This window comes from Gordonia heveisoli, from assembly GCF_030315745.1.
GTDB lineage: Bacteria > Actinomycetota > Actinomycetes > Mycobacteriales > Mycobacteriaceae > Gordonia.
Genome location: NZ_JASXSH010000027.1, coordinates 1 through 21,918 on the forward strand (window position 1 = coordinate 1; position 21,918 = coordinate 21,918).

Below are 21,918 nucleotides of genomic sequence, written 5' to 3' on the forward strand. Positions count from 1 at the left end.
TGTCCCGAAGGTCGTCCTGGGCGCACAGAGGCACCCTGGTCGATTTCTCGGGGGCGGTCAGAGCAGAACCCGGTTTCCCTTCCCCGGTTGTTCTCCCTGCTGGGAGGCCCTCCGGGGCGGCGCCGTGGCGCTCTGACTTGAAGAAAGTTACGCGGCGGCGACGCCCGGGTCAAATCGCCTGGTCAGAGGCGGTGACTTGGGACATCGCTACAGGTCGGCAGACGCGGAATGGCGAAATCGCCGGCCCGGAGTAACGCAGGTCACGTCGAATCCCGTTCCTTCCCACGTTCTCCCGCATCATCCGCGTTCCGCGGCCACCAATTCACGAACGGCCGGTGCCACGTCGCCGGCGAAACGTGCCAGGTCGTCGGCGTCGTCGGTGGCGAGGATGAACGTGCTCATACCCAGTCCGAGGGTCAGGTCGGCGAGTTGTTCGGCCCAGTCGCGCACACCACCTTCCAGCAGTCCACTCCCCTGACCGAAGCTGCCGTTGATGTTGTAGATCCGCTTGACCGACGCCGGATCACGTCCGGCGGCGACCGCGGCGTCGTCGATGACCTGGTTCTTCTCCGCGAGCTGCGACGGTGGCACGAAGGCCATGCTCGGTACCCAGGCGTCGGCAACCGATCCGGTGAGTCGCAGCATTCGTGGTCCGATCGCACCCAGCCAGATCGGTATGTCGTGGGCCGGCTTCGGTCCCGCATGCAGACCGTCGGCGGAGTAGAAGTCGCCATCGAAGTGGACGGTGTCACCACGCCAGAACTCACGGATCAGCGCGATCGCCTCGGTGATGGCATCGACCGCCTCCCGCGGGGTGCGCCGGGGTCCACCGGCCGCGACCACCGCATCCCAGAACGCTCCTGCCCCCAGGCCGAGTTCAACGCGACCGCCGGTGATGACGTCCAGTGACGCCGCCGACTTGGCCAGGACGACCGGCGGCCGCAGCGGCAGATTGGCGACATTCGGCGACAACCGGATCCGTTCGGTCCGTGCCCCGATCACCGACAACAGGGTCCATGTGTCGAGGAAGCGTCGCTGATACGGGTTGTCCTGCATGGTCAGCAGTTCCAGTCCGGCCGCGTCGGCTACCGCGGCCAGTCGCAGCGTAGTGGCCAGATCGTCGGCTGCGGGGCTGGGAAAGAACCCGAACTCGAGCGGTTGCCGAAGGTGCGTCATGCCAGCTACCTCACTTCGTCGGGGTTGGCGTCGTCGTAGTCCTTCCGAGCCTGCGCCACCCGCGGCGCCAATGCCAGCACGACTATCAGGAAATCGGTGAGTGATTCACGCACTTCGACGCCGAGTGCGGTGAGTTCGTATTCGACGCAGCTCCGCCGGGCCTCGACGACCTGCCGGTGCGCGACACCGTCGCGGACCAGACGATGGAGTGTCTGCGAGAGCATCCGATCGTTGATACCGACGACGATCCGCTTGAGTTCGCCATATCGCTGCGGCCCGGCCCCCAGAGCGGCCAGCACCAGCATCGGCCAGATACCGCCGACCGTTTCCAACGCGGCGCGAATACTCTGCGCGCCCTCGGCCAGGTCGGCGACCGTCAGATCGGCATCGGGTCGCGCAAGCGCGCGTCGAGCCACCTGCGCGGCCAGGTCAGCGGCCGTGTCGTCATCGAGTGCCGGGCGAACCATGCATCCGATTCTACTCTGGAAATAAGAGTGATGCCCGTGCAGTTATAGGTGATGTCCCACGACCGCGACAACGAAAGGCATTTCGATGGCAACAACCAACCGCACCGGCCGGGTCGTCGAACTCGGTCGTCCCTGGCCGGGCGTCGGCCCATTCCTCTTCGCCGCCTACCACCTCGACAAGTACCCGCGCGGCAACGCCGACCTCGGTCCCGACGCCGATATCAGTGGCCGTCCGCTGGGCAGCGACTTCGGCAATCCCGCTGGTTGGAGCATGTATCACGGCAGCGGGGTGCCCGGCTTCCCGGCGCATCCGCACCGCGGGTTCGAGACGATCACCATCGTGCGCCAGGGCGTCATCGACCACGCCGACTCGACCGGCGCATCCGCCCGCTACGGGGCCGGCGACGTCCAGTGGGTGACCGCCGGGAACGGGGTCAGCCACTCGGAGATGTTCCCGCTCGTGCACACCGACGCCGACAATCCGTTCGAGATCTATCAGGTCTGGCTGAACCTGCCTGCGCGCGACAAGGGCGCCGATCCGCAGTTCACCATGCAGTGGAACGAGGACATCCCGGCGATCGTCACCGGCGATCCCGGATCGCAGGCACGCATCCGCGTCATCGCCGGCGAGTTCGACGACGCTACCGCGCTGGCGCCGCCACGCCGGTCCTGGGCCGCCGATCCCGACTCCGAAGTCGCCATCTGGATGATCGACCTGGAACCCGGAGCGACAGTGGAACTTCCGGCTCCGAAGTCGGTGGACTCACGACGCATGATCTACGTCCACGGCGACGACGCCTCGGTCGTGATCGACGGCTCGACCGTCACCGACGGTCAGGGCTACTCCCAGCTCGTACCGGGCACGCAGACGATCCGCAACGCCGATCGGCCGGCGGTCGCACTGGTGTTGCAGGGCGTCGAGATCGACGAACCCGTCGCCCAGTACGGCCCGTTCGTGATGAACACCGATGCCGAGATCGAACAGGCCTTCCTCGACTACCGGCGCACACAGTTCGGCGGCTGGCCGTGGAACTCCGACGCCCCGGTACACCCCCGCGAGGCGAGCCGATTCGCCGACCACGGTGATGGGCGGGTCGAGCACCGGCCGCTCACGAAGTAGGAGGCCCACCGACAGACTCCACTCGTCGGGAGCACGACGGTCACCTTGTCCGCTACCGGCGAGGCTCAATTCTCCTGCGCACCAGCCAGATAAGCGACGATCGCGCCCGCGAGTCCCCGCCGCGCACGGCTCTGGTCCTGAAAGCTGCCCAGCCGATGCTCCGAGACCAGACCGCGCATCGCGCCGGGCAGGAAGGCAGCAACGTCGCGCACCCGGTCGCGGTCGACGCCAAGATCGGCGAAACCACGTTCACAGCTATCGATCCAATCGGGTTCCCAGGAGGACAGTTCGGCAGCCGTCTGCGGGTACAGGCGCCGCAAATCCTGCGGGTCGCGCGGCAACGCCGCCCGCAAGGTCTCGATCGCCAGCGACTCCGGCGCCCGCAGCCCCTCGTACATCAGATCGACGATTCGGCCGACGCGTTGCGTGAGCGATTCGTCGGCGATCACCGACACCGGCAGGTCACCACGCCTTTCGGCAATCCGGTGCAGAACCGCGGCCCACAATCCGTCGATGTCGCCGAACTGGTACTTGATGACGCCCCAGGTGGCACCGATGTCCTTGGCTATCCGATTTCCCGACACCGCGGCCGGATCGCCGGTGGCGAGTGAGGTGACCGCCGCGTCGAGCATGGCATCGCGGGTAGCGAGGCCGCGTTTGTTCGCGGTGCGTACGCCGGCGCCACCCGCGGCGGCGCCGCCCGATGCATTGTCGGCGGTCATACCGGAATATTAACTGGTCAACAACTTTCACAGAACCATCTTGCATACTTTCATAGAGGGTTCTATCGTGAGCGTCATCACAAGGGTGGCCCCGCGAAAGGACCCGAGACGATGGCGAAGACACCGCTGTCCATGAAGCCCACCGGCTGGTTCCAGGTCGCCTGGTCGAACGAGATCGCGGCCGGCGCGGTCCACACGATGAAGTACTTCGGGCAGGAGATGGTCGCCTGGCGCACCGCGTCGGGCAAGGTGTCGGTCTTCGACGCGTACTGCGAGCACCTCGGCGCCCACCTGGGCCACGGTGGCCACGTCGAAGGCGAGAACCTGGTGTGCCCCTTCCACGGCTGGGAGTGGAACCAGGAAGGACGCAACGTCTGCGTCCCCTACGAGGACCGCCCCAACAAGGGCCGCCGTATCCGCAGTTACCCTGTGGTCGAACGCAATACCGCCGTGTGGATCTGGTACGACGCCGAGGGAGGCAAACCCTACTTCGACGTTCCCGACATCTTCGCCGACTTCGACGACGAGCGGACCGCCGACGACTACTACCCGCCGATACCCGCCGCGACGCTGTACCGGCCCGGCCTGGAGATTCATCCGCAGTACATCATGGAGAACGGCGTCGACTTCGCCCACTTCAAATTCGTTCACAAAACACCGTTCATGCCGGAATTCACCCGGCACGACTTCGGCGGCCCGGTGTCGTATGTCGACTTCACGATCGCCTTCGACGAAGGCGCCACCCTCGAAACCGCCACCAGCGGAGTCGAATCCATCAACGCCGGGCTGGGCTGCTCGGTCACCAAGAGCTGGGGCATGGTCGACAACCGCACCATGCCGGCCGTGACCCCCGTCGACGACCACACCTCCGACGTCCGCTTCACCGTCTGGATCGGACGCAAACCCGGCGAGGAGACCGGTGACATCAGCGAATACGGAAAGGCCATGGCCGGTTTCGTGATCGAACAGTTCGAGGCCGACATCCACATCTGGGCTCACCAGCGCTACTCCGATCCGCCGGCGTTGTCGCGCAAGGAATTCGCCGGATTCAAGGCACTGCGGGAGTGGGCCGTCCAGTTCTATCCCGACGGCGGTCCGGCCGGCGTCGACCCCGCGCATACACCCGCGAGCGGTGCGATCCTGCCCGCCTCCCCCGACGGCGAGTACGTCCGAATCCGTCGCGCCGAGCTCGAACAGCTCCGCGCCGCGGCTCAGCGCTGAACCCACCGTCCGCCCCAGCCAAGCCACTCCCGAAAGGACCCCCGATGACCCCCAGCGAGAAGATCCGCGTCTTCCAGGTTGCCACCGGCAACCTTGGCACCGAGACCATCGGACGTATTCACCACCATCCCGACCTCGAACTCGTTGGTCTGCACTGCTATTCAACCGACAAGCTCGGACGTGACGCCGGGGAGATCGTCGGCATCGGGCCGATCGGGATCGTCGCCACCGGAAGCGTCGAGGAGATCATCGCCGCCAAACCCGACGTCCTGACCTTCCACGGCGTCTTCCCCGACGAAGATCTGTACGTGCAGGTCCTCGAGGCCGGCATCAACATCGTGACCACCGCGGACTGGATCACCGGCTTCCATCGCGACCGCAATCACCCCCATCCCTCGGGACGCAAGGTCAGCGAGATCATTGCCGACGCATGCGAACGGGGCGGGTCGACCTTCTACGGGACCGGCATGAATCCCGGCCTCGCACAGATACTCGGCATCGTGCACAGCGCCGACGTCGCCGACATCGAGAACGTCACGGTCACCGAATCGGTCGACGTCTCCTGTCACCATTCCGTGGACACCTGGAAGGCCGTCGGATATGGGCGGCCGGTCGACGACCCGACGATTCCCGACTCGCTGTACAAATACACGGCGGTCTTCGCCGATTCGGTGTACCTGATGGCCGACGCATTCGGGCTCGAACTCGACGAGGTGAAGTTCAGCTATGAACTCGGCGCCTGCACCAAAGACGTCGACCTCGGTTGGTATTTCATGCCCAAGGGTTCACTCGGCGCCAACTACATCAAGTACCAGGGCATGGTCGACGGAGTACCGCGCGTCGAAACCCATCTGGAATGGCAGATGACCCCCCACACCGATCCCGCGTGGAACATCCAGGGCTGCTACATCACCCACATCACCGGCGATCCCAGCATCTACTCAAAGCACATGATCTTCCCGCCCAAGGGCTTTGACTTGTCAAAGCCGGAGAATTTCGCCTCGATCGGAATGACCGTGACCGGCATGCCCGCACTGAACTCGATTCGCTCCGTCGTCGCGGCACGCCCGGGCATCATCACCAGCGCCGACCTGCCGCTACGGAGCTTCGCCGGACGATTCAAGGACGCGTGATCGACCGGGGCGAGCGCACCCGCAGGGACCAGTGCGCCGCCGGCGGTCAGGCGAAGCGGTAGGTGACGCCGGTCAGCTCCTCGGCAACGTCCCACAACCGGCCGGCGACTACGGTATCGTAGGCCTTGGCGGCCGGGACGGCCACCACCGGCGGGCCGGCAAGGCCGAGACGTGCTGTGGGGCCGTAATATTGGCCCCCGGTCGCGTGCGGGTCGGTACCCGCACGCAGCACCGACAACGCCCCCTCGGGCGGATCCATGATGAAGCGGTCGGTCAGCCATCGCAGCGACGACGCATGGTAGGCCCACTGCAGGAATCGGTTCTGCTCCCGCATCACACCGGTGCGTGTGCCACCCGGATGGGCGACCAGTGAGGATACCGTCGAGCCGGCGGCCGACAGCCGACGGTCGAATTCGAAGGCGGCGATCATCTGTGCGAGTTTGGACCGCGCGTACGCGGCCGACGTCGTGAACCCGCGATCCATGCGCAGGTCGTCGAAGTCGATGGCACCCGCGCGATGCGCCTGACTGCCGACGGTCACGACACGGCCGCGACTGGACGCCGAGATTTGTTCCAGCAGAAGACCAGTCAAGGCGAAGTGCCCGAGAAAGTTGGTACCGAGATCGGCTTCGAAACCGTCGACGGTCAGCTCACGGTCGGCGCGCATCACACCGGCGTTGTTGACCAGGATGTCGACCGGACCGAAACGTTCACCGATCTCGGTGGCCGCACGCCGGACCGACCCGAGGTCGGACAGGTCGAGGCCCACGATCTCGATCTCGGCACCCGGGACGGCATCCACGATCGTGGCTCGAGCACCGACCGCGCTGTCGCCGTTGCGGCAAGCCAATACGACACGCGCGCCCAGCGTCGCCAGCCCCTGGGCCGCGGCCAGGCCGATACCCGAGTTGGCGCCGGTGACGATGGCGAGTCGCGCGGTCTGCGGCGGAGCGTCGGCCAGTGTCCAACCCGACTTCGGCACGACGCGCCCTCCTCGCAAACCCACCCCAGCGGCCAATGACCCCAGCAACCAATGACCCCAGCAACCAATGACGGTTGATTCCTACCACAACCTAACTACCGCCGGTAGTGGCGCGGACCGCCCCCGCAACTCGCCTCCGGACGACCCGAACAGACCGATCCCCCGCCACCCTGGTCACACGAGACAAGAGCAGGCGGGGGACCGGCGAGACCCAGGAGCAGCGAGGTCAGGCGGAGACTGCGATCGATTCGAAGCGGCCGGCCGGCTCGAACCGGCCGATCACATCCTCGGCGGGTTCGCCCGACACCGCGGTGATGAAGCCCAGCACGTCCTCCCGCGTCTTGAGCGTCAGCAGCGGATTCGGATCCGACAGCAGACCGAACAGCGCCGACCCGATCGGCGGGCTGACCGCGGCCGCCGGGAAGGACAGTTCGAGGTGAGTCGCATAGTCGGGGTCACCCAGGTACAGCCGCGTCACCTCGACCGCCGCCTGACCGCGCCGCTCCCAATGCTTCTCGAACTCCGCCGACAGCCACTCGGCGGTGAACTCGCCGTCGTGGGCCGCAGCCGCCTTGACCAGTTCGGCCACCTGGATGAGCGTGCCCTGCGCGCCCTGCCCGGCGACCGGGTCGACGGCGATGGCGGTGTCACCGATGGCGGCGAGCACATTCCCGCCTGCGGTGGTGGCCACCGCCTGACGCACGGTCGGGGTGACCGCACCTTTGAGCCACGACACCGGGTCGGACTCGATGACCTGCAGCGAACGGATGGTCGGCGCATCGTCGGGGAAGAACTCGGCGAAGATGTCGACGATCACCTGACGGGCCGAGATCGCGTCGGTCGCGTCGTCGATGCGCGGCGCCCAGGCCCCGTCGGGCTTGGCGAAGACGATGAACGACCACGTCGCACCGGCATCCTTGTGCAGAAACGGCCCGACGAAGATCTCGCCGTTCTCGCTGTCGAGGTTGAACAGCGAATGGTTGCCGCCTTCGGCGCTGCGGTACGCGAAGGCGTCCGGGCCGTGGCCCAGGCCGGTCAGCGTGACCTGCAACAGCCTGCGCTGCGGTTCGCGGTAGTGGGTACGCGACTCGTCGACCGGGAACAGTGACGACAGTCCGCCCTTACCGGTCGCGACCAACGTCAGATCCGCGTCGGCGGCGATCTCGTCGGCGCGCTCGACATCGATCACCCCGACCTCGAACCGTCCACCACGCTCGAGGAACCGGCCGAGCCGATCGTCGGCGCGCAACCGCAGGTCGACGGCCTGCGCGACATAGCCATAGTCGGGGTTGAAGGTGAGCACATCGGTGCGTTCGTCACCGCTACCCGCATGCAGCCGGACGCTGATGCCGGTGGTGTTGCTGACCTCGTACAGGTCCTCGATGATCTCGGCGTCGAACTCACGCGACTTGCCGAACAGCACCCCGACACCGGTCGGCGGCACCTTGTCCCGCAACGCGGCACGGTCCTTGTCGCTGTAGAGGGTGACGTCGAAGCCCGCGTCGAGCAGACCCAGCGCGGCACTCGTGCCGGCCAGTCCGGCCCCGATGATGGCGGCGGTCCTCCGCGTGGTGTTGTCCTGGCTCTCGGTCGCCATGGTTGCCTCCTGATAAGTCGTGCTGGTCAGTGGGGTCTGAGCTCGACGGCAAGCGTGCCGGGCAGCGGCGTCGCACTGAAGGGTTAGGCGCATGCCGAACGAATCACCGGCCCGAGCGGATCGCGCCGCCAAGTACGATCGCTGCCTGTGCCCATCCCTGTGACCGACGACAAGCCGACCGCGACGCCCAACGAGGACGCCGCGACCGGCAACACCTCCGGTTACCGGCTCGATCTCGACGGTCTGCGCGGAATCGCCATCGCGCTGGTCGCGGTGTTCCATGTCTGGTTCGGCCGGGTGTCCGGCGGCGTCGACGTGTTCCTCACCCTGTCGGGCTACTTCTTCGTCGCATCCCTGCTCAAACATGTGCTGGCCACGCAGCCCGCATCGGTGACGTGGGGGCAGGCGGTGAATCCGTGGCCTCGCCTGTGGCGGCTCGCGCGGCGGCTGGTGCCTGCGCTGTTCCTGGTCCTGGCGGTCGTCACGGTACTGATCGTCGTCGTCATGCCGACGACCCGCTGGGGGCCGCTGGGTGAAGAAGTGCAGGCCAGCGCGCTGTACTACCAGAACTGGCATCTGGCATTCCAGTCCCAGGACTATGCGGCGGCCGACTCGGCGATCAGTCCGATGCAGCACCTGTGGTCGATGTCGATGCAGGGACAGTTCTTCGTGCTCACGCTGGTGTGCGCGCTGCTGTTCGGCGGCGTGCTGCGTGCGCTGTCCCGCTTCGTGGAGGTGCTGCAACGGCCGGTCGTCGTCCGCACCGTCGTCGGGGTGACGCTGGCCGCGGTGACGCTCATCTCCTTCGCGTGGGCGGTGCACCGGCACGACATCAATCAGGCGTTCAACTACTACGACACCGTCGCGCGGTTGTGGGAGCCCCTGGCCGGTGGCCTGCTCGCGGTGTGGATGCCACGCCGGGCCGTCCCCCAATGGCTGCGCAATCTCCTGGCCGTCGGCGCGCTCGCTCTGATCGTCAGCTGCGGATGGTGGATCGCCGGCGTCGAGGAGTACCCGGCAGGCTGGGCGCTGGTCCCGGTGGGCGCGACACTGATGCTGATCTGGATCGGCTCACCGAACACCGCGGCGCCGGCCGTCGGCCCCACCGCGGCGAGCCGAACTCTCGCCCATCCGCGGCTGGTATGGCTGGGATCGATCGCCTACGCGCTGTACCTGTGGCACTGGCCGCTGCTCGTCTTCTACCTGGCGTGGCAGTACCAGGATGACGCGTCGTTCGCCGAGGGCACCGCGATACTGGCGGTCTCGGTCGTGCTCGCGTGGCTGACCACCCGATTCGTCGAGGCCCCGCTGCGGTCGGGCAAACGCAGCGGGATGCCGCGCGGCGGGCGGACCGCATTGGTGATCGCGCTGATCGCCGCGACCGTCGCCTCCGCATCTACCGTGATCGTGTGGCAGCGGGACGCGGCGAATGCCACGGTCGACACCCGCAACCTCGACCCCCGGCTGTATCCGGGCGGGCTCGCCCTGCTCAACGGCGTAGCGGTACCCAACGTCCCACCGCAGCCCAGCCCCGACGTCGCGGGTAAGGACTGGCCGATCACCTGGCCTCCGTCGGTGGTCGGCGCGTTCACCGACCCTCCCGAGCGGATCCGTCGCGGCGAATTCGGCGATCTGACGGCCACCCGAACCATCGCGCTGGTCGGCGGCTCGCACGCGGACCAGTGGGCCGATGCCCTCGATCTGATCGGCAAGCAGCATCACATCAAGATCGTCACCTATCTGCGTCTGGGATGCGCACTGACCACCTCCCACGTCTACACCTGGTTCGGGCAGAAGTACCCGCAGTGCAACGCCTGGTCACGCGCCGTGATGGCGCAACTGGCCCGCGACAAACCCGACTTCGTGTTCACCAACAGCACTCGTCCGGCCGAGAGTGGTCCAGGCGACTACATGCCGTCGGACTATCAGGAGATCTTCGCCCAGTTCCGCGACCGTGGTCAAAAGGTGATCGCCATCCGCGACAACCCTTGGGCGAACGGCAAACTCAAGCCGCCGGACTGCCTGGCCACCGGGCGTAAACCGTCGGTGTGCGGCGTGGATCGTGCACGCGCGATGGCACCGGTCGACCCGGCCCTCGCCGTCGCCGGACAGTTCCCGAATACCACCTTCCTGGACTACACGAACGCCATGTGCGACGCGACCTACTGCCCGGCGGTGGTCGGCAACATCGTGCTGTGGCACGACTTCCACCATCTGACAGCCACTTTCGTGCGCAGCCTGACCCCGGTGATGGACCGCGACCTGGGCCGCGCCACCGGCTGGTGGTGACCGGCCCGACTCATCCGAACACGATCGACACCAGTGCCCGCGGCTGCGCGAACAGCACCTCGCGCAGGTGATTGCGCACGATGCCGACCGTCGGGCAGGGGCACGGTGCCGCCACCCCGCGGACATCGATGCCTCGGCTACGACACAGCGCAATGGCCCGTCGCAAATGGAAATCCTGGGTCACGACCGTCAACCGCGTAACGCCGAAGACGTCCCTGGCCCGGCGACAACTGGCCTCGGTGTCGACGCCCAGCGGGTCGTCGACGATGACACCCGGCGCGACGCCCCGTGCCTGCAGATAGTCGCGCATCACCGCAGGCTCATTGCCGGCCGCAGCGGAACCATTGCCGGAGTTGATGATCCGGACGACATTTCCGGTCCGATACAGGTCGATGGCCGCGTCGAGACGGCCTCGAACATAGTCGCCGGGCTCGCCGTCGGAGACCAGCGAACCCAGCACCAGCAGCGTCGAGAACGGCGGCACATCGTCGTCGATGCGTCCGGCCGACATCACCAAGGTCGCCGTGGCGGCGACGGTCACTATCAGTTCGACGGCGACCATGGCCACCATGACGACGGTCCGCATGATGGTCGGGCACTTCCCCCACCGCCTACTCGTCACCTTCTCACCGTAGGGGGCACGTCGGGAGCACGGTCGGCGACAGTGACGCGCGTTGCAACTTCGGCATTCCCACACCCACCGTGATCGCCGCGCCGATACTGAGAAAACCCGCAGGCTGCCGTACGAAGGAAAGGCGGACCATGGCCTACATGCCGGTCACCGAGTCGATGTTCCTGATCGCCGAGACCCGCGAACAACCCATGCACGTCGGCGGACTGCAGTTGTTCATCCCGCGCCCGGATCAGTCCTCGACCGAACTCGCCGAAGAGATCGTCACGACCTTTCAGTCGTGTACCGATGTTTCCGCGCTGTTCCGTAAACGCCCGGCGTCGCCGGTGACGGTGCTCGGCAATGTCGCGTGGTCCCACGACGACGAGATCGACTTCGAATACCACGTCCGCCGGGCAGTCCTGCCCAGGCCGGGACGGATCCGGGAACTGCTGCGCTACGTCTCCCTCCAGCACGGCGCCCTCCTGGACCGCTACCGCCCGATGTGGGAGCTGCACATCATCGAGGGACTCGAGGACGGCCGGGTCGCCCTGTACTCGAAGCTGCATCATTCGTTGGTCGACGGGGTGTCGGCGCTGCGGCTGCTCGAACGGGCACTGACCCCCGACCCGAACGATCGCAACGGCACCGCGCCCTGGGACAACGCCCTGGTGCGTCGGCGATCGACCGAATCCACCGGCGACGATCGCGACCTGCGGTCACGACTGACCTCGGCGGTATCCGCGACGATCGACGTCGCCGGACAGGTCGTCGGGCTGGCGCCGGCCGCCGCGAAGGTCGCGATGCGCGGACTGAGCGACCCCGACTTCGTCGCGCCGGGCAATGGTGCGCCGCGCACCATCCTCGACGTCGCGATCGGCAGTGCTCGCCGATTCGCCGCCGATCAGTGGGAGATCGACCGGCTGCGCGCGGTCGCGGCCGCACTCGGAATCACCATCAACGACGTCGTCGTGGCGATGTGCGGCAGCGCACTGCGCGCCTACCTGATCGATCAGGACGCCCTGCCCGAAAGACCGTTGATCGCGGCGTTGCCGGTGTCGATGCACGGCGAGGGTGACAAGACCGGGAACGCGATCACGGCGATCATGGTGAGCCTGGCCACCGACGAACCCGATGCTCATCGTCGGGTCGACTCGATCGTCGCCTCGGCACGGAGCGCGAAGTCGGTGGTACGCGAGCTCAAACCGCTGCAGGCACTGGCCCTCGGCGCGGCGAATATCGCGCCGCTGGCCTTCGCCACCGTGCCCGGCGTGGTGCAGTACACCCCGCCGCAGTTCAACCTGATGATCAGTAACGTGCCCGGGCCGTCGCAGGATCTGTACTGGAACGGCGCCCAGCTCGACGGGGTGTATCCGGTGTCGATTCCGATGGAGGGTCTGGCGCTCAACATCACCGTCACCAGTACGGCCCACCACGTCAACTTCGGGCTGATCGGGGCCCGTTCGCAGGTGCCGAGCCTGCAACGGCTGCTCACCCACCTCGACCACGCGCTCGAAGAACTGGAAAAGGTTGCCGAAGTCGACCAGTCTCGTTAGCCGAGTCACACCGACATTGACCTGACTAGACAGTAAGTTACTCACGAGTATCATCCGGGATAGCGGAAATCCGGGAATCGAAGTTAGTTAGGCCATCCTTGGCAGCGCGCCGACGGGCTGACGAATTACGGTTACCGGAGAAGTCCCCCGTCCCCCGTGGTACCCAGTCCTGCGCAAATGCGCATCCACGGCGACGGACGACCTAGAGAAAGGCCGGTACGCGCCCGTGACTCCCATGACGTTGACCCTGGGAACCATCGGTGTCATCTTCAGCATCGCATGTTGGGGATTCTTCCTCCGCGGTGTCTTCGGCATCGTGCGAACACTCGCACAGGGCCAGAAGGTTGACAGCTCCCGTTACTTCCCCGTGCTGCCCCGACTGTGGACGATGCTCAAGGAGTTCATCGCCCACACGCGAATGGTCAAGTTCCGCACCGTGGGTATCGCGCACTGGGCGGTCATGATCGGCTTCCTCGGCGGCATGCTGCTGTTCTTCGAGGCCTACGGACAGTCGATCAACCCCGAGTTCCACTGGCCCATCTTCGGCGACACCTTTGCCTGGCATCTGTGGGACGAACTCCTCGGCATCGGCACCGTCGTCGGCATCGTGACGCTGATCGTCATCCGCCAGCTGAACCATCCGCGTGTCCCCGAGCGCATCTCGCGGTTCTCCGGTTCCCGGTTCGTGCCGGCGTACACGATCGAGGCCATCGTCCTCGTCGAGGGCCTGGGCATGATCTTCGTGAAGGCCGGCAAGATCGCCACCTACGGACACAGCAACGCCGGGTCGGACTTCTTCACCATGCGGGTGGCCCAGCTGCTCCCGGCGAGCCCCAACATGGTCGGCATCTTCGCGCTGATCAAGCTGCTCTCGGGCAGCCTGTTCCTGCTGCTGGTCGGTACCCACCTCAACTGGGGTGTCGCATGGCACCGTTTCTCGGCCTTCTTCAACATCTATCTCAAGCGTGAGCAGGACGGCGGCGTCGCCCTGGGCGCGGCCAAGCCGATGATGAGCAACGGCAAGGTCCTGGACATGGAGACCGCCGACCCCGACGTCGACGCCTTCGGCGCGGGCAAGATCGAGGACTTCTCCTGGAAGGGCTGGCTGGACTTCACCACGTGTACCGAATGTGGTCGCTGCCAGTCGCAGTGTCCCGCATGGAACACCGGTAAGCCGTTGAGCCCCAAGCTGATGATCATGTCGCTGCGCGATCACGGTTATGCCAAGGCCCCCTATCTGCTGGCCGGCGGACGCAAGGATATGGCCGGCGACGAGGTCGGCCTCGTCGACGCCGACGGCAACGTTCTGGAAGACAAGCTCAACGCCATCCCGGAGGCCGCCCGCGCCGAAGCCGCACGCAAGCTGGTCGGCGAGTCGAATGGTGTCGTCTCCGATGCGACGGCCACCGAGGGCGAATTCGATCCCGAAGAACTCGGTGCCGTCATCGACACCGAAGCCCTGTGGAGTTGCACCACCTGCGGCGCCTGCGTCGAGCAGTGCCCGGTGGACATCGAGCATGTCGACCACTTCATCGACATGCGCCGCTACCAGGTGCTGATCGAGTCGGACTTCCCGACCGAGCTGGCCGGCATGTTCAAGAACCTCGAGAACAAGGGCAACCCGTGGGGTCAGAACTCCTCGGCGCGCACCAACTGGATCGACGAGATCGACATCGAGATCCCGGTCTTCGGTAAGGACGTCGAGTCCTTCGAGGGCTTCGAATACCTGTTCTGGGTCGGTTGCGCAGGCGCCTACGAGGACCGCGCGAAGAAGACCACCAAGGCCGTCGCCGAACTCCTCGACATGGCCGCGGTGAACTTCCTGGTCCTGGGCGAGGGCGAGACCTGTACCGGCGACTCCGCTCGCCGCGCGGGCAACGAGTTCCTGTTCCAGATGCTGGCCCAGCAGAACATCGAGATGTTCAACGAGGTGTTCTCGACCGCGCCGCGGCAGCGCAAGAAGATCGTCGTCACCTGTGCGCACTGCTTCAACGCACTGGGCAACGAATATCCGCAGGTCGGCGGCACCTACGAGGTCGTCCACCACACCCAGCTGCTCAACCGTCTGGTCCGGGAGAAGCGTCTGGTGCCGGTAGCCCCGCTCGGCGAGGGTGTCACCTACCACGACCCCTGCTACCTCGGCCGCCACAACAAGGTCTACGACGCCCCGCGTGAACTGATGGCCGCGGCAGGCGGTCAGCTGACCGAGATGCCACGACACGGCGAACGGTCCATGTGCTGTGGTGCCGGTGGCGCCCGGATGTGGATGGAAGAACAGATCGGTAAGCGGATCAACATCGACCGGGTCGACGAAGCGCTCGACACGCTCGGCGATCAGGTCGGCAAGGCTCCGACCAAGGTGGCCACCGGCTGCCCGTTCTGCCGCGTCATGCTGACCGACGGCGTCACCGCTCGTACGTCGGGCACCGAGAACGAGGGCCAGGTCGAGGTCGTCGACGTCGCCCAGATGCTGCTGGAATCGGTTCGCCGCGGCGCACCGGAGGTCAAGCTCGGCGGGCGGTTCCTGGGACCGTGTCCGGGCGCGGCCGCACCGGAGCCCGAGCCGGAGAAGGTCGAGGTCGCTGCCGCACCTGCGGCTGCCGCGGCCACCGACACCGATTCCAAGCCCAAGCCCAAGGTCGGGCTGGGGATGAAGGGCGGCAAGAAGCCGGGCGCCGCGAAGACGACCGCCCCGGCCGAGGCAGCGGCCCCTGCCGCCGCGGTGGAGTCGACCACCACCGCCCCGACGAAGCCCGCCGCCAAGGGCTTCGGCATGAAGGGTGGCATGAAGCGTCCGGGTGCGGCGAAGGCTGCCGAACCCGCCGCCGCACAGGCCGAGTCGTCGACTGCGGTTGCTGCCGCGGCCGAGGCCGACACGGCGACCGCCGAGACCGTGACCGAGCCGAAGAAGCCCGCCGCCAAGGGATTCGGCATGGGCGCCGCCAAGCGCCCGGGTGCCAAGAAGCCCGGTGCCGCGGCACCGCAGGCCGGCGTCACGGCACCGGCGGAGAGTCAGGTCGCCCCGGCCGAGTCGGCCGCCGACGCCACTGCGACCGCGGATACCGCAGGCGCGGTGACCGAGGAGAAGCCTGCCAAGGCCAAGGGCTTCGGCATGTCGGCCGGGAAGAAGCGCCCCGGCGGCATCGGCAAGCCGGCCGCAACCGCGGCCCCCGCCACCGAGGCACCGGCGGAATCGGCGCCGGTCGAGGCACCGGTGGCCAAGGCACCTGCGGCGCAGGCTGCTCCGGCAGCGTCGGTGACCGAGGAGAAGCCTGCCAAGGCCAAGGGCTTCGGCATGGCCGCGGGCAAGAAGCGCCCCGGCGGTATCGGCCAGTCGGCCGCCGCACCGGCCGCAGCTCCGGCAACCGAGGCTCCCGCCGAGCCGGAACCTGCCACCGAGGCACCTGCTGGCGAGCCGGTGGCGGAAGCCCCGACCACCGACACCCCGGCGCCCGCATCGTCGGGCGGTGCAGCCGCACTCGGCGAGGACAAGCCGGGTAAGGCCAAGGGCTTCGGCATGTCGGCTGCCAAGAAGCGGCCCGGCCACAAGTAGTCACCGCGGTACTCCCGCACCAACGTCGAGCGCGTCCGAAAGGGCGCGCTCGACGTGTTTGTGGGCCGTGACCTGGGCCACCTCAAACCAGGCAAACCGCGCCCGGCCCCGGTGTCGCCGAAAACCCGTTTGCGGCGGGCTGCGACAATAGCCCGGTGAGTAGGCCACATGTATCCCACCTGAACCAGAACCTCAAGCCGCTGGAGCAGTCTCAGAAGCTGCAGAACGTGTGCTACGAGATCAGGGGGCCGGTGCACGCCCACGCGGCGCGCCTGGAGGCAGAAGGCCACCGGATCATGAAGCTGAACATCGGCAACCCTGCCCTGTTCGGCTTCGAGGCACCCGATGTGATCATGCGCGACATGATCCATGCGCTGCCCTACTCACAGGGCTATTCGGAGTCGGCGGGTGTGTTGTCGGCCCGGCGCGCAGTAGTGACCCGCTACGAACTCATCCCCGACTTCCCGTACTTCGATGTCGACGACGTCATCCTGGGCAACGGCGTGTCGGAGCTCATCACCATGACGATGCAGGCCCTCCTGAACGACGGTGATGAGGTCCTGATCCCGGCCCCCGACTATCCGCTGTGGACGGCTATGACGACGCTGTCCGGCGGACATGCGGTGCACTACAAGTGCGACGAGAACAACGGCTGGAACCCCGACATCGAGGACATCGCCGCCAAGATCACCGACCGCACCAAGGCGATCGTGATCATCAACCCGAACAACCCGACGGGCGCGGTGTATTCGCGTGAGGTGCTGGAGAAGCTCGTCGGGCTGGCTCGCGAGCACTCCCTGCTGATCCTGGCCGACGAGATCTACGACAAGATCCTCTACGACGACGCCGAGCACATCAATGTGGCCGCGCTGGCCCCGGATCTGCTCTGCCTGACCTTCAACGGCCTGTCCAAGGCCTATCGCGTCTGTGGTTATCGGGCAGGCTGGGTGGTTCTCACCGGCCCAAAGGATCACGCACGTGGGTTCATCGAGGGCCTCGGCATCCTGGCGTCGACGCGGTTGTGTTCGAACGTGCCGGGCCAGCACGCGATTCAGGTCGCCCTCGGCGGCTACCAGAGCATCGACGCGCTCGTCGCGCCCGGCGGCCGACTCTTCGATCAGCGCAACATCACCTGGGAGAAGCTCAACGAGATCCCCGGCGTCAGCTGTGTGAAGCCGATGGGTGCGCTATACGCCTTCCCGCGCCTCGATCCCGAGGTCTATGAGATCCACAACGACGAGTTGTTCGTCCAGGATCTACTGCTGCAGGAGAAGATCCTGATCGTGCAGGGCACCGGCTTCAACCTCGACGACCACAATCATTTCCGCATCGTCACGCTTCCGTGGGCCCGCGACCTCGACGATGCCATCCAGCGAATCGGCAACTTCCTGGCGTCCTACAAGCAGTGAGCTGATCATCGACCCACCACTGGCGATCCACCAGCACGGGCGATCCACCAGCCGAGAAACCCTCGACCGCGACCCTTCGCGGCCGAGGGTTTCTCGCACTCATAGGCCACCATCGCACCCGCGCACCAATGCTGGCCATTTTATGTAACCGTTGGTAACGTCTAAATCTGTCAGTGGAGCGGAGGGGAATATCGATGGTCGAATGGCGCAAACAGATCGTCCGCAACGACGGGGTCGCCCTCGCGGTCTTCGAGGTGGAACGATCCGTCACCCCCTCGACAGCCGACCCGCTTCCCACCGTGCTGCTGGTACACGGCTGGCCCGATTCCCATCATCTGTGGACCCAGGTGGCGCCACTTCTGGCCGATCGATTTCGCGTGGTCGCCTACGACTGCCGCGGTTTCGGTGACAGCGACCGGCCCGCGGGCGATGACCGGTACGCACTGCATCACCTCGCCGACGATCTGTTCGCCGTCGCCGACGCCATCTCCCCCGACGAGCCGGTGCATGTGCTGGCCCACGACTGGGGTTCGGTACAGACGTGGGAGGCGGTGACGCGGCCCGGCGCCCATCACCGCATCGCCTCCTTCGTGTCGGTGTCGGGTCCCAATCTCGACTACCTGTCGGTGTGGGCGCGCGAGAACCTCAGCCACCCGACCCCCGGCAATCTCGGACGGGCGCTGGCACAGGGCGGTTCGTCGGCGTACACGGTGTTCTTCCAGCTGCCGCTACTACCCAAGTTGTTCTTCTCGACGGTCGGATCGGCCGGGGTATGGCGCGAATTCCTCTACCGCGTAGAGGGAACGCCGAAGGCGAATGCCGTCTTCGGACCGACCCTGCGCGCGGATATGATCAGCGGACTTCGCCTCTACCGCGCCAACATTCGCCGCAAACTCGCCCATCCCGATCCGCGCCCGACGTCGGTGCCAGTGCTGGAGGTGGTCAACGAGCGCGACGTCGCGCTGCGGCCGGCCATCTTCGACATCACCCACCGCTATGCCGAGCGCCTGTGGCGGCGACGCACCGCGACGGGACACTGGCTGCCGCTCACCCGCCCCGATTACCTGGCCGAGATCGCCGGCGCGTTCATCGCCGACCAATCCGGCACCGGCACCCCAAGCTCGGCGGGCAGTGTCGAGCGGACTCGCGTCTTCGGCTCTCCGACAAAGTTTTCCGGCAAGCTGGCGGTGATCACGGGTGCCGGTAGCGGCATCGGACGTGAAACCGCCTATGCCCTCGCCGAGCAGGGCTGCCACCTCGTCCTCGCCGACCTCGACCTGGATTCGGTCCAGGAAACCGCCCGGGAGAGTAAGCGACTGGGTGCGGATGCGGCCGCCTACCGCCTCGATGTCAGTGACACCGCGGCCTTCGTGGCCTTCGCCGCCGAGGTCCGCGACGAACATGGCATCGCAGACATCGTGGTCAACAACGCCGGGATCGCGCTCGCCGGTGGCGCACTCGATGCCACCGACGCCCAGGTGGACCGTCTCCTCGCGGTCGATCTGCGGGGCGTCATCACCGGTAGTCGCGAGTTCGGCCGGCAGATGAAGGAACGCGGCGTGGGCGGCCATATCGTCAACGTCGCCTCCGCTGCCGCGTTCACCCCGTCCCGCGACCTCGGACTCTATTCGGCGGCCAAAGCCGGGGTGCTGATGTTCTCGGAGTCGCTGCGCGGGGAACTCGCCGAACACCGGATCGGCGTCACCGCGATCTGCCCCGGCATCGTCGACACCAATATCGTCTCCCAGACCCCGATCGCCGGGTTCGATCCCGACGACGAGCAGTCTCGCCGCGATCGGCTCGACAAGTTCTATCAGCGACGCGGATTCACCCCCGATCGGGTGGCCCGCGACATCGTCACAGCCATCGATCGCAACAAGGCCGTCGTTCCCGTCACGCCGGAGGCCAAGATCGGCTACCGCATCTACCGTTTCGCCCCGTGGCTGTCGCGCCTCGGCGCCCGCCAGACAGTTGCCCGATAGGAGAATCCCTTGTCCACCAAGAAGATCGAAGACTCCACTCGACCGGACGACGACACCGATCCTGGCTCGGTCGAACTTCATGCGCGCAACGTCAGCTTTGACTGGTCGAATACACCGCTGCACTGGATCCCCGACCATCCGGTCCCGTCCAACTTCATCAGCGTGCTCAATCTCATGCTGCCCGAGGGCGAACGATGGTTCGTGCAGACCTACAACGAGGCCCTGCCCCTGGTGCGCGACGAACGGCTCGCGGCAACCATGCGCGGCTTCGTCGGGCAGGAGGCGATGCACGCCGAGGCGCACGACCATGTGCTGTGGGAGTTCCTCGATCACCACGGCGTGGACCCGCGTCCCTTTGTCCGGCAGGTCGAGTGGCTGTTCCGCAAGATCCTGGCTCCCCTCGACAAGGGCAGCGCGTCCGCCCGCCAGAAGCATCTGATCGAACGTCTCTGGCTGATCGCCGCACTGGAGCATTACACGGCGATCCTCGGTGACTTCGCGCTGAACAACACGTGGACCGCCAACAACGCCGATCCGACGATGACCGACCTGTTCACCTGGCACGGCGCCGAGGAGGTCGAACACCGGGCGGTGGCGCATGACGTCGCCGTCTACTTCGGCGACGGCTATCTGCGGCGGGCGCGCGCGATGCTGGTCGCGCTACCCACCTTGCTGATCCTGATCAACCGCGGATTCCGCTTCATCATGCGCGCGGACCCGACGCTGCACCTGAACTTCTTCCAGCGTCAATACCACTACTTCCGCGGCGTTCGCGCCGGCGTGCTCCCGAAGCTCTACAAGGTGATCTGGTCCACGACGACCTACTTCCGTCCCGGTTTCCACCCCGACGAAATCGGTTCCACCGCACAGGCAGTCGCCTACCTGGCTGCCTCGCCCGCCGCTCGCAACGCGGCCTGAACACGGGAACGATCAGCACGTGAACCAACGCGCCCACCCGCACACGACGACGATGACATCGCCGCCACCGCATCTCGCCGGCCGGTGGCGGCACGATCCGCTCCTGGTCGCCGCCACCGCACTGGGCAAGGTGTGGTTCCCGTTCTGGCGTCCGTTCTCACCGATCGCACCGACAGTCGACGACGACGGGGTGAGCCAGATGCGGATCGTCGGCCGGGAGGTCGTCGCGGAGGATGAGAACGTCGTGGCGTTGACGCTCGCCGCACCCGATGACGGGATGTTGCCGCGCTGGCACGCCGGTGCACACCTCGACCTCCTGCTCCCGTCCGGCCGGATGCGCGAGTACTCGCTGTGCGGCGACCCTGCCGACCGGCACAAGTACCGGATCGCGATCCGCCGCATCCCCGACGGTGGCGGTGGTTCTGTCGAGGTTCACGACTCGCTCGGCATCGGCGATATCGTGTCGATCAAGGGTCCGCGCAACGCCTTTCCGATCGCGCTCCCCGGTTTCGGTTCCCACGCGACCTCGTTGCGCTTCATCGCGGGCGGGATCGGGATCACCCCGATCCTGCCGATGCTCGCCACCGCGGAACGGCACGGCCTGGACTGGTCGATGATCTACACCGGGCGCAGCGCGGATTCGATCCCGTTCCGGGATGAACTCGCCCGCTACGGCGAACGGATCACCATCCGCACCGACGACGAGCACGGATTACCGACCATGGCGGACCTGCTCGGCCCGGACGATCCCGAAACCGGTCGTGCGCCTTCCGGTATGGCGGTGTACTGCTGCGGTCCGATCCCGATGCTGGAGGGTTTGCGCACCCATCTGGCCGACCGCGCCGACATCGAACTGCACTACGAACGATTCTCCCCGCCACCGGTTCTCGACGGCGAGGAGTTCACCGTGACGCTGGCCTCCTCCGGCACCCAGATCCCGGTCGCCGCAGACGAGTCCGCACTCGCGGCGATCCGCCGGGTCGTACCGTCGGTGCCCTACTCCTGCCAGCAGGGCTTCTGCGGCACCTGCAAGGTGCGGACAGTGGACGGCGAGGTGGAGCATCGGGACAATATCCTCACCGAGCCGGAGCGTGCCGCGGGCACCATGTTGACCTGCGTATCACGCAGTCGGGGCGGCAATCTCACCCTCGATCTCTGACGCCCGCCACCGCAGGTCCGTCGA

At 66.6% G+C, this 21,918-nt stretch carries 16 protein-coding genes; 10 read left to right on the top strand and 6 right to left on the bottom strand.

The window, feature by feature from the left end; translation table 11 throughout:
• Positions 1-297: 297 nt before the first annotated feature.
• The gene (locus tag QSJ18_RS18445; RefSeq protein ID WP_286328103.1) at positions 298-1,176 is read right to left on the bottom strand and encodes an LLM class flavin-dependent oxidoreductase; all 879 of its coding nucleotides are present in this window, start codon (positions 1,174-1,176) and stop codon (positions 298-300) included.
• A 5-nt stretch (positions 1,177-1,181) separates the two neighbouring features.
• Positions 1,182-1,643: a winged helix-turn-helix transcriptional regulator gene (locus tag QSJ18_RS18450; RefSeq protein WP_286328104.1), complete on the bottom strand. Its 462-nt coding sequence runs from the start codon at positions 1,641-1,643 to the stop codon at positions 1,182-1,184.
• 85 nt (positions 1,644-1,728) lie between these two features.
• On the opposite strand from QSJ18_RS18450, the gene QSJ18_RS18455 reads away from it, so the two are divergent.
• Positions 1,729-2,763 carry a pirin family protein gene (locus QSJ18_RS18455; protein WP_286328105.1) on the top strand — a complete coding sequence of 345 codons (1,035 nt, stop codon included), beginning with the start codon at positions 1,729-1,731 and terminating at the stop codon, positions 2,761-2,763.
• Positions 2,764-2,828: 65 nt separating this feature from the next.
• On the opposite strand, the gene QSJ18_RS18460 is transcribed toward QSJ18_RS18455, so the two are convergent.
• Positions 2,829-3,485: a TetR/AcrR family transcriptional regulator gene (locus tag QSJ18_RS18460; RefSeq protein ID WP_286328106.1), complete on the bottom strand. Its 657-nt coding sequence runs from the start codon at positions 3,483-3,485 to the stop codon at positions 2,829-2,831.
• A gap of 111 nt (positions 3,486-3,596) precedes the next feature.
• On the opposite strand from QSJ18_RS18460, the gene QSJ18_RS18465 reads away from it, so the two are divergent.
• Both QSJ18_RS18465 and QSJ18_RS18470 read left to right on the top strand, forming a co-directional pair.
• Positions 3,597-4,706: a Rieske 2Fe-2S domain-containing protein gene (locus QSJ18_RS18465; RefSeq protein ID WP_286328107.1), complete on the top strand. Its 1,110-nt coding sequence runs from the start codon at positions 3,597-3,599 to the stop codon at positions 4,704-4,706.
• Between the two features lie 44 nt (positions 4,707-4,750).
• Complete coding sequence (locus QSJ18_RS18470) at positions 4,751-5,839, top strand: NAD(P)H-dependent amine dehydrogenase family protein (protein WP_286328108.1); 1,089 nt, start codon at positions 4,751-4,753, stop codon at positions 5,837-5,839.
• A gap of 46 nt (positions 5,840-5,885) precedes the next feature.
• On the opposite strand, the gene QSJ18_RS18475 is transcribed toward QSJ18_RS18470, so the two are convergent.
• Both QSJ18_RS18475 and QSJ18_RS18480 read right to left on the bottom strand, forming a co-directional pair.
• Positions 5,886-6,821: an oxidoreductase gene (locus QSJ18_RS18475; protein WP_286328109.1), complete on the bottom strand. Its 936-nt coding sequence runs from the start codon at positions 6,819-6,821 to the stop codon at positions 5,886-5,888.
• 226 nt (positions 6,822-7,047) lie between these two features.
• The gene (locus QSJ18_RS18480; protein ID WP_286328110.1) at positions 7,048-8,418 is read right to left on the bottom strand and encodes a styrene monooxygenase/indole monooxygenase family protein; all 1,371 of its coding nucleotides are present in this window, start codon (positions 8,416-8,418) and stop codon (positions 7,048-7,050) included.
• A gap of 147 nt (positions 8,419-8,565) precedes the next feature.
• Here QSJ18_RS18480 and QSJ18_RS18485 point away from each other — a divergent pair, with 147 nt between their 5' ends.
• Complete coding sequence (locus QSJ18_RS18485; protein WP_286328111.1) at positions 8,566-10,707, top strand: acyltransferase family protein; 2,142 nt, start codon at positions 8,566-8,568, stop codon at positions 10,705-10,707.
• A gap of 10 nt (positions 10,708-10,717) precedes the next feature.
• Here the strand turns inward: QSJ18_RS18485 and QSJ18_RS18490 are convergent, their stop codons facing one another.
• Positions 10,718-11,293, bottom strand: a complete 576-nt coding sequence (locus QSJ18_RS18490) for a SanA/YdcF family protein (protein ID WP_286328136.1) — start codon at positions 11,291-11,293, stop codon at positions 10,718-10,720.
• A gap of 176 nt (positions 11,294-11,469) precedes the next feature.
• Here QSJ18_RS18490 and QSJ18_RS18495 point away from each other — a divergent pair, with 176 nt between their 5' ends.
• The 6 genes from QSJ18_RS18495 (at position 11,470) to QSJ18_RS18520 (ending at position 21,894) form a co-directional block, all read left to right on the top strand.
• Entirely contained in the window at positions 11,470-12,873 is a 1,404-nt protein-coding gene (locus tag QSJ18_RS18495; protein WP_286328112.1) for a WS/DGAT/MGAT family O-acyltransferase, read from the top strand.
• 226 nt (positions 12,874-13,099) lie between these two features.
• A complete protein-coding gene (locus QSJ18_RS18500; RefSeq protein WP_286328113.1) occupies positions 13,100-16,426 on the top strand; it encodes a (Fe-S)-binding protein in 3,327 nt (1,108 codons plus the stop codon).
• 155 nt (positions 16,427-16,581) lie between these two features.
• Positions 16,582-17,835: a pyridoxal phosphate-dependent aminotransferase gene (locus tag QSJ18_RS18505; protein WP_286328114.1), complete on the top strand. Its 1,254-nt coding sequence runs from the start codon at positions 16,582-16,584 to the stop codon at positions 17,833-17,835.
• A gap of 194 nt (positions 17,836-18,029) precedes the next feature.
• On the top strand, positions 18,030-19,817 hold the full coding sequence (locus QSJ18_RS18510; RefSeq protein ID WP_286328115.1) for an SDR family oxidoreductase: 1,788 nt from the start codon (positions 18,030-18,032) through the stop codon (positions 19,815-19,817).
• A 9-nt stretch (positions 19,818-19,826) separates the two neighbouring features.
• Positions 19,827-20,735 carry a metal-dependent hydrolase gene (locus QSJ18_RS18515; RefSeq protein ID WP_286328116.1) on the top strand — a complete coding sequence of 303 codons (909 nt, stop codon included), beginning with the start codon at positions 19,827-19,829 and terminating at the stop codon, positions 20,733-20,735.
• 19 nt (positions 20,736-20,754) lie between these two features.
• Positions 20,755-21,894, top strand: coding sequence for a PDR/VanB family oxidoreductase (locus tag QSJ18_RS18520; protein WP_286328117.1), 1,140 nt, complete (start codon positions 20,755-20,757; stop codon positions 21,892-21,894).
• Positions 21,895-21,918 lie beyond the last annotated feature (24 nt).

Coding starts and splice junctions, on each gene's coding strand:
- QSJ18_RS18445 (WP_286328103.1), bottom strand. CDS start 1,176: ATGACGCACCTTCGGCAACCGCTCGAGTTCGGGTTCTTTCCCAGCCCC.
- QSJ18_RS18450 (WP_286328104.1), bottom strand. CDS start 1,643: ATGGTTCGCCCGGCACTCGATGACGACACGGCCGCTGACCTGGCCGCG.
- QSJ18_RS18455 (WP_286328105.1), top strand. CDS start 1,729: ATGGCAACAACCAACCGCACCGGCCGGGTCGTCGAACTCGGTCGTCCC.
- QSJ18_RS18460 (WP_286328106.1), bottom strand. CDS start 3,485: ATGACCGCCGACAATGCATCGGGCGGCGCCGCCGCGGGTGGCGCCGGC.
- QSJ18_RS18465 (WP_286328107.1), top strand. CDS start 3,597: ATGGCGAAGACACCGCTGTCCATGAAGCCCACCGGCTGGTTCCAGGTC.
- QSJ18_RS18470 (WP_286328108.1), top strand. CDS start 4,751: ATGACCCCCAGCGAGAAGATCCGCGTCTTCCAGGTTGCCACCGGCAAC.
- QSJ18_RS18480 (WP_286328110.1), bottom strand. CDS start 8,418: ATGGCGACCGAGAGCCAGGACAACACCACGCGGAGGACCGCCGCCATC.
- QSJ18_RS18490 (WP_286328136.1), bottom strand. CDS start 11,293: ATGCGGACCGTCGTCATGGTGGCCATGGTCGCCGTCGAACTGATAGTG.
- QSJ18_RS18495 (WP_286328112.1), top strand. CDS start 11,470: ATGGCCTACATGCCGGTCACCGAGTCGATGTTCCTGATCGCCGAGACC.
- QSJ18_RS18510 (WP_286328115.1), top strand. CDS start 18,030: ATGGTCGAATGGCGCAAACAGATCGTCCGCAACGACGGGGTCGCCCTC.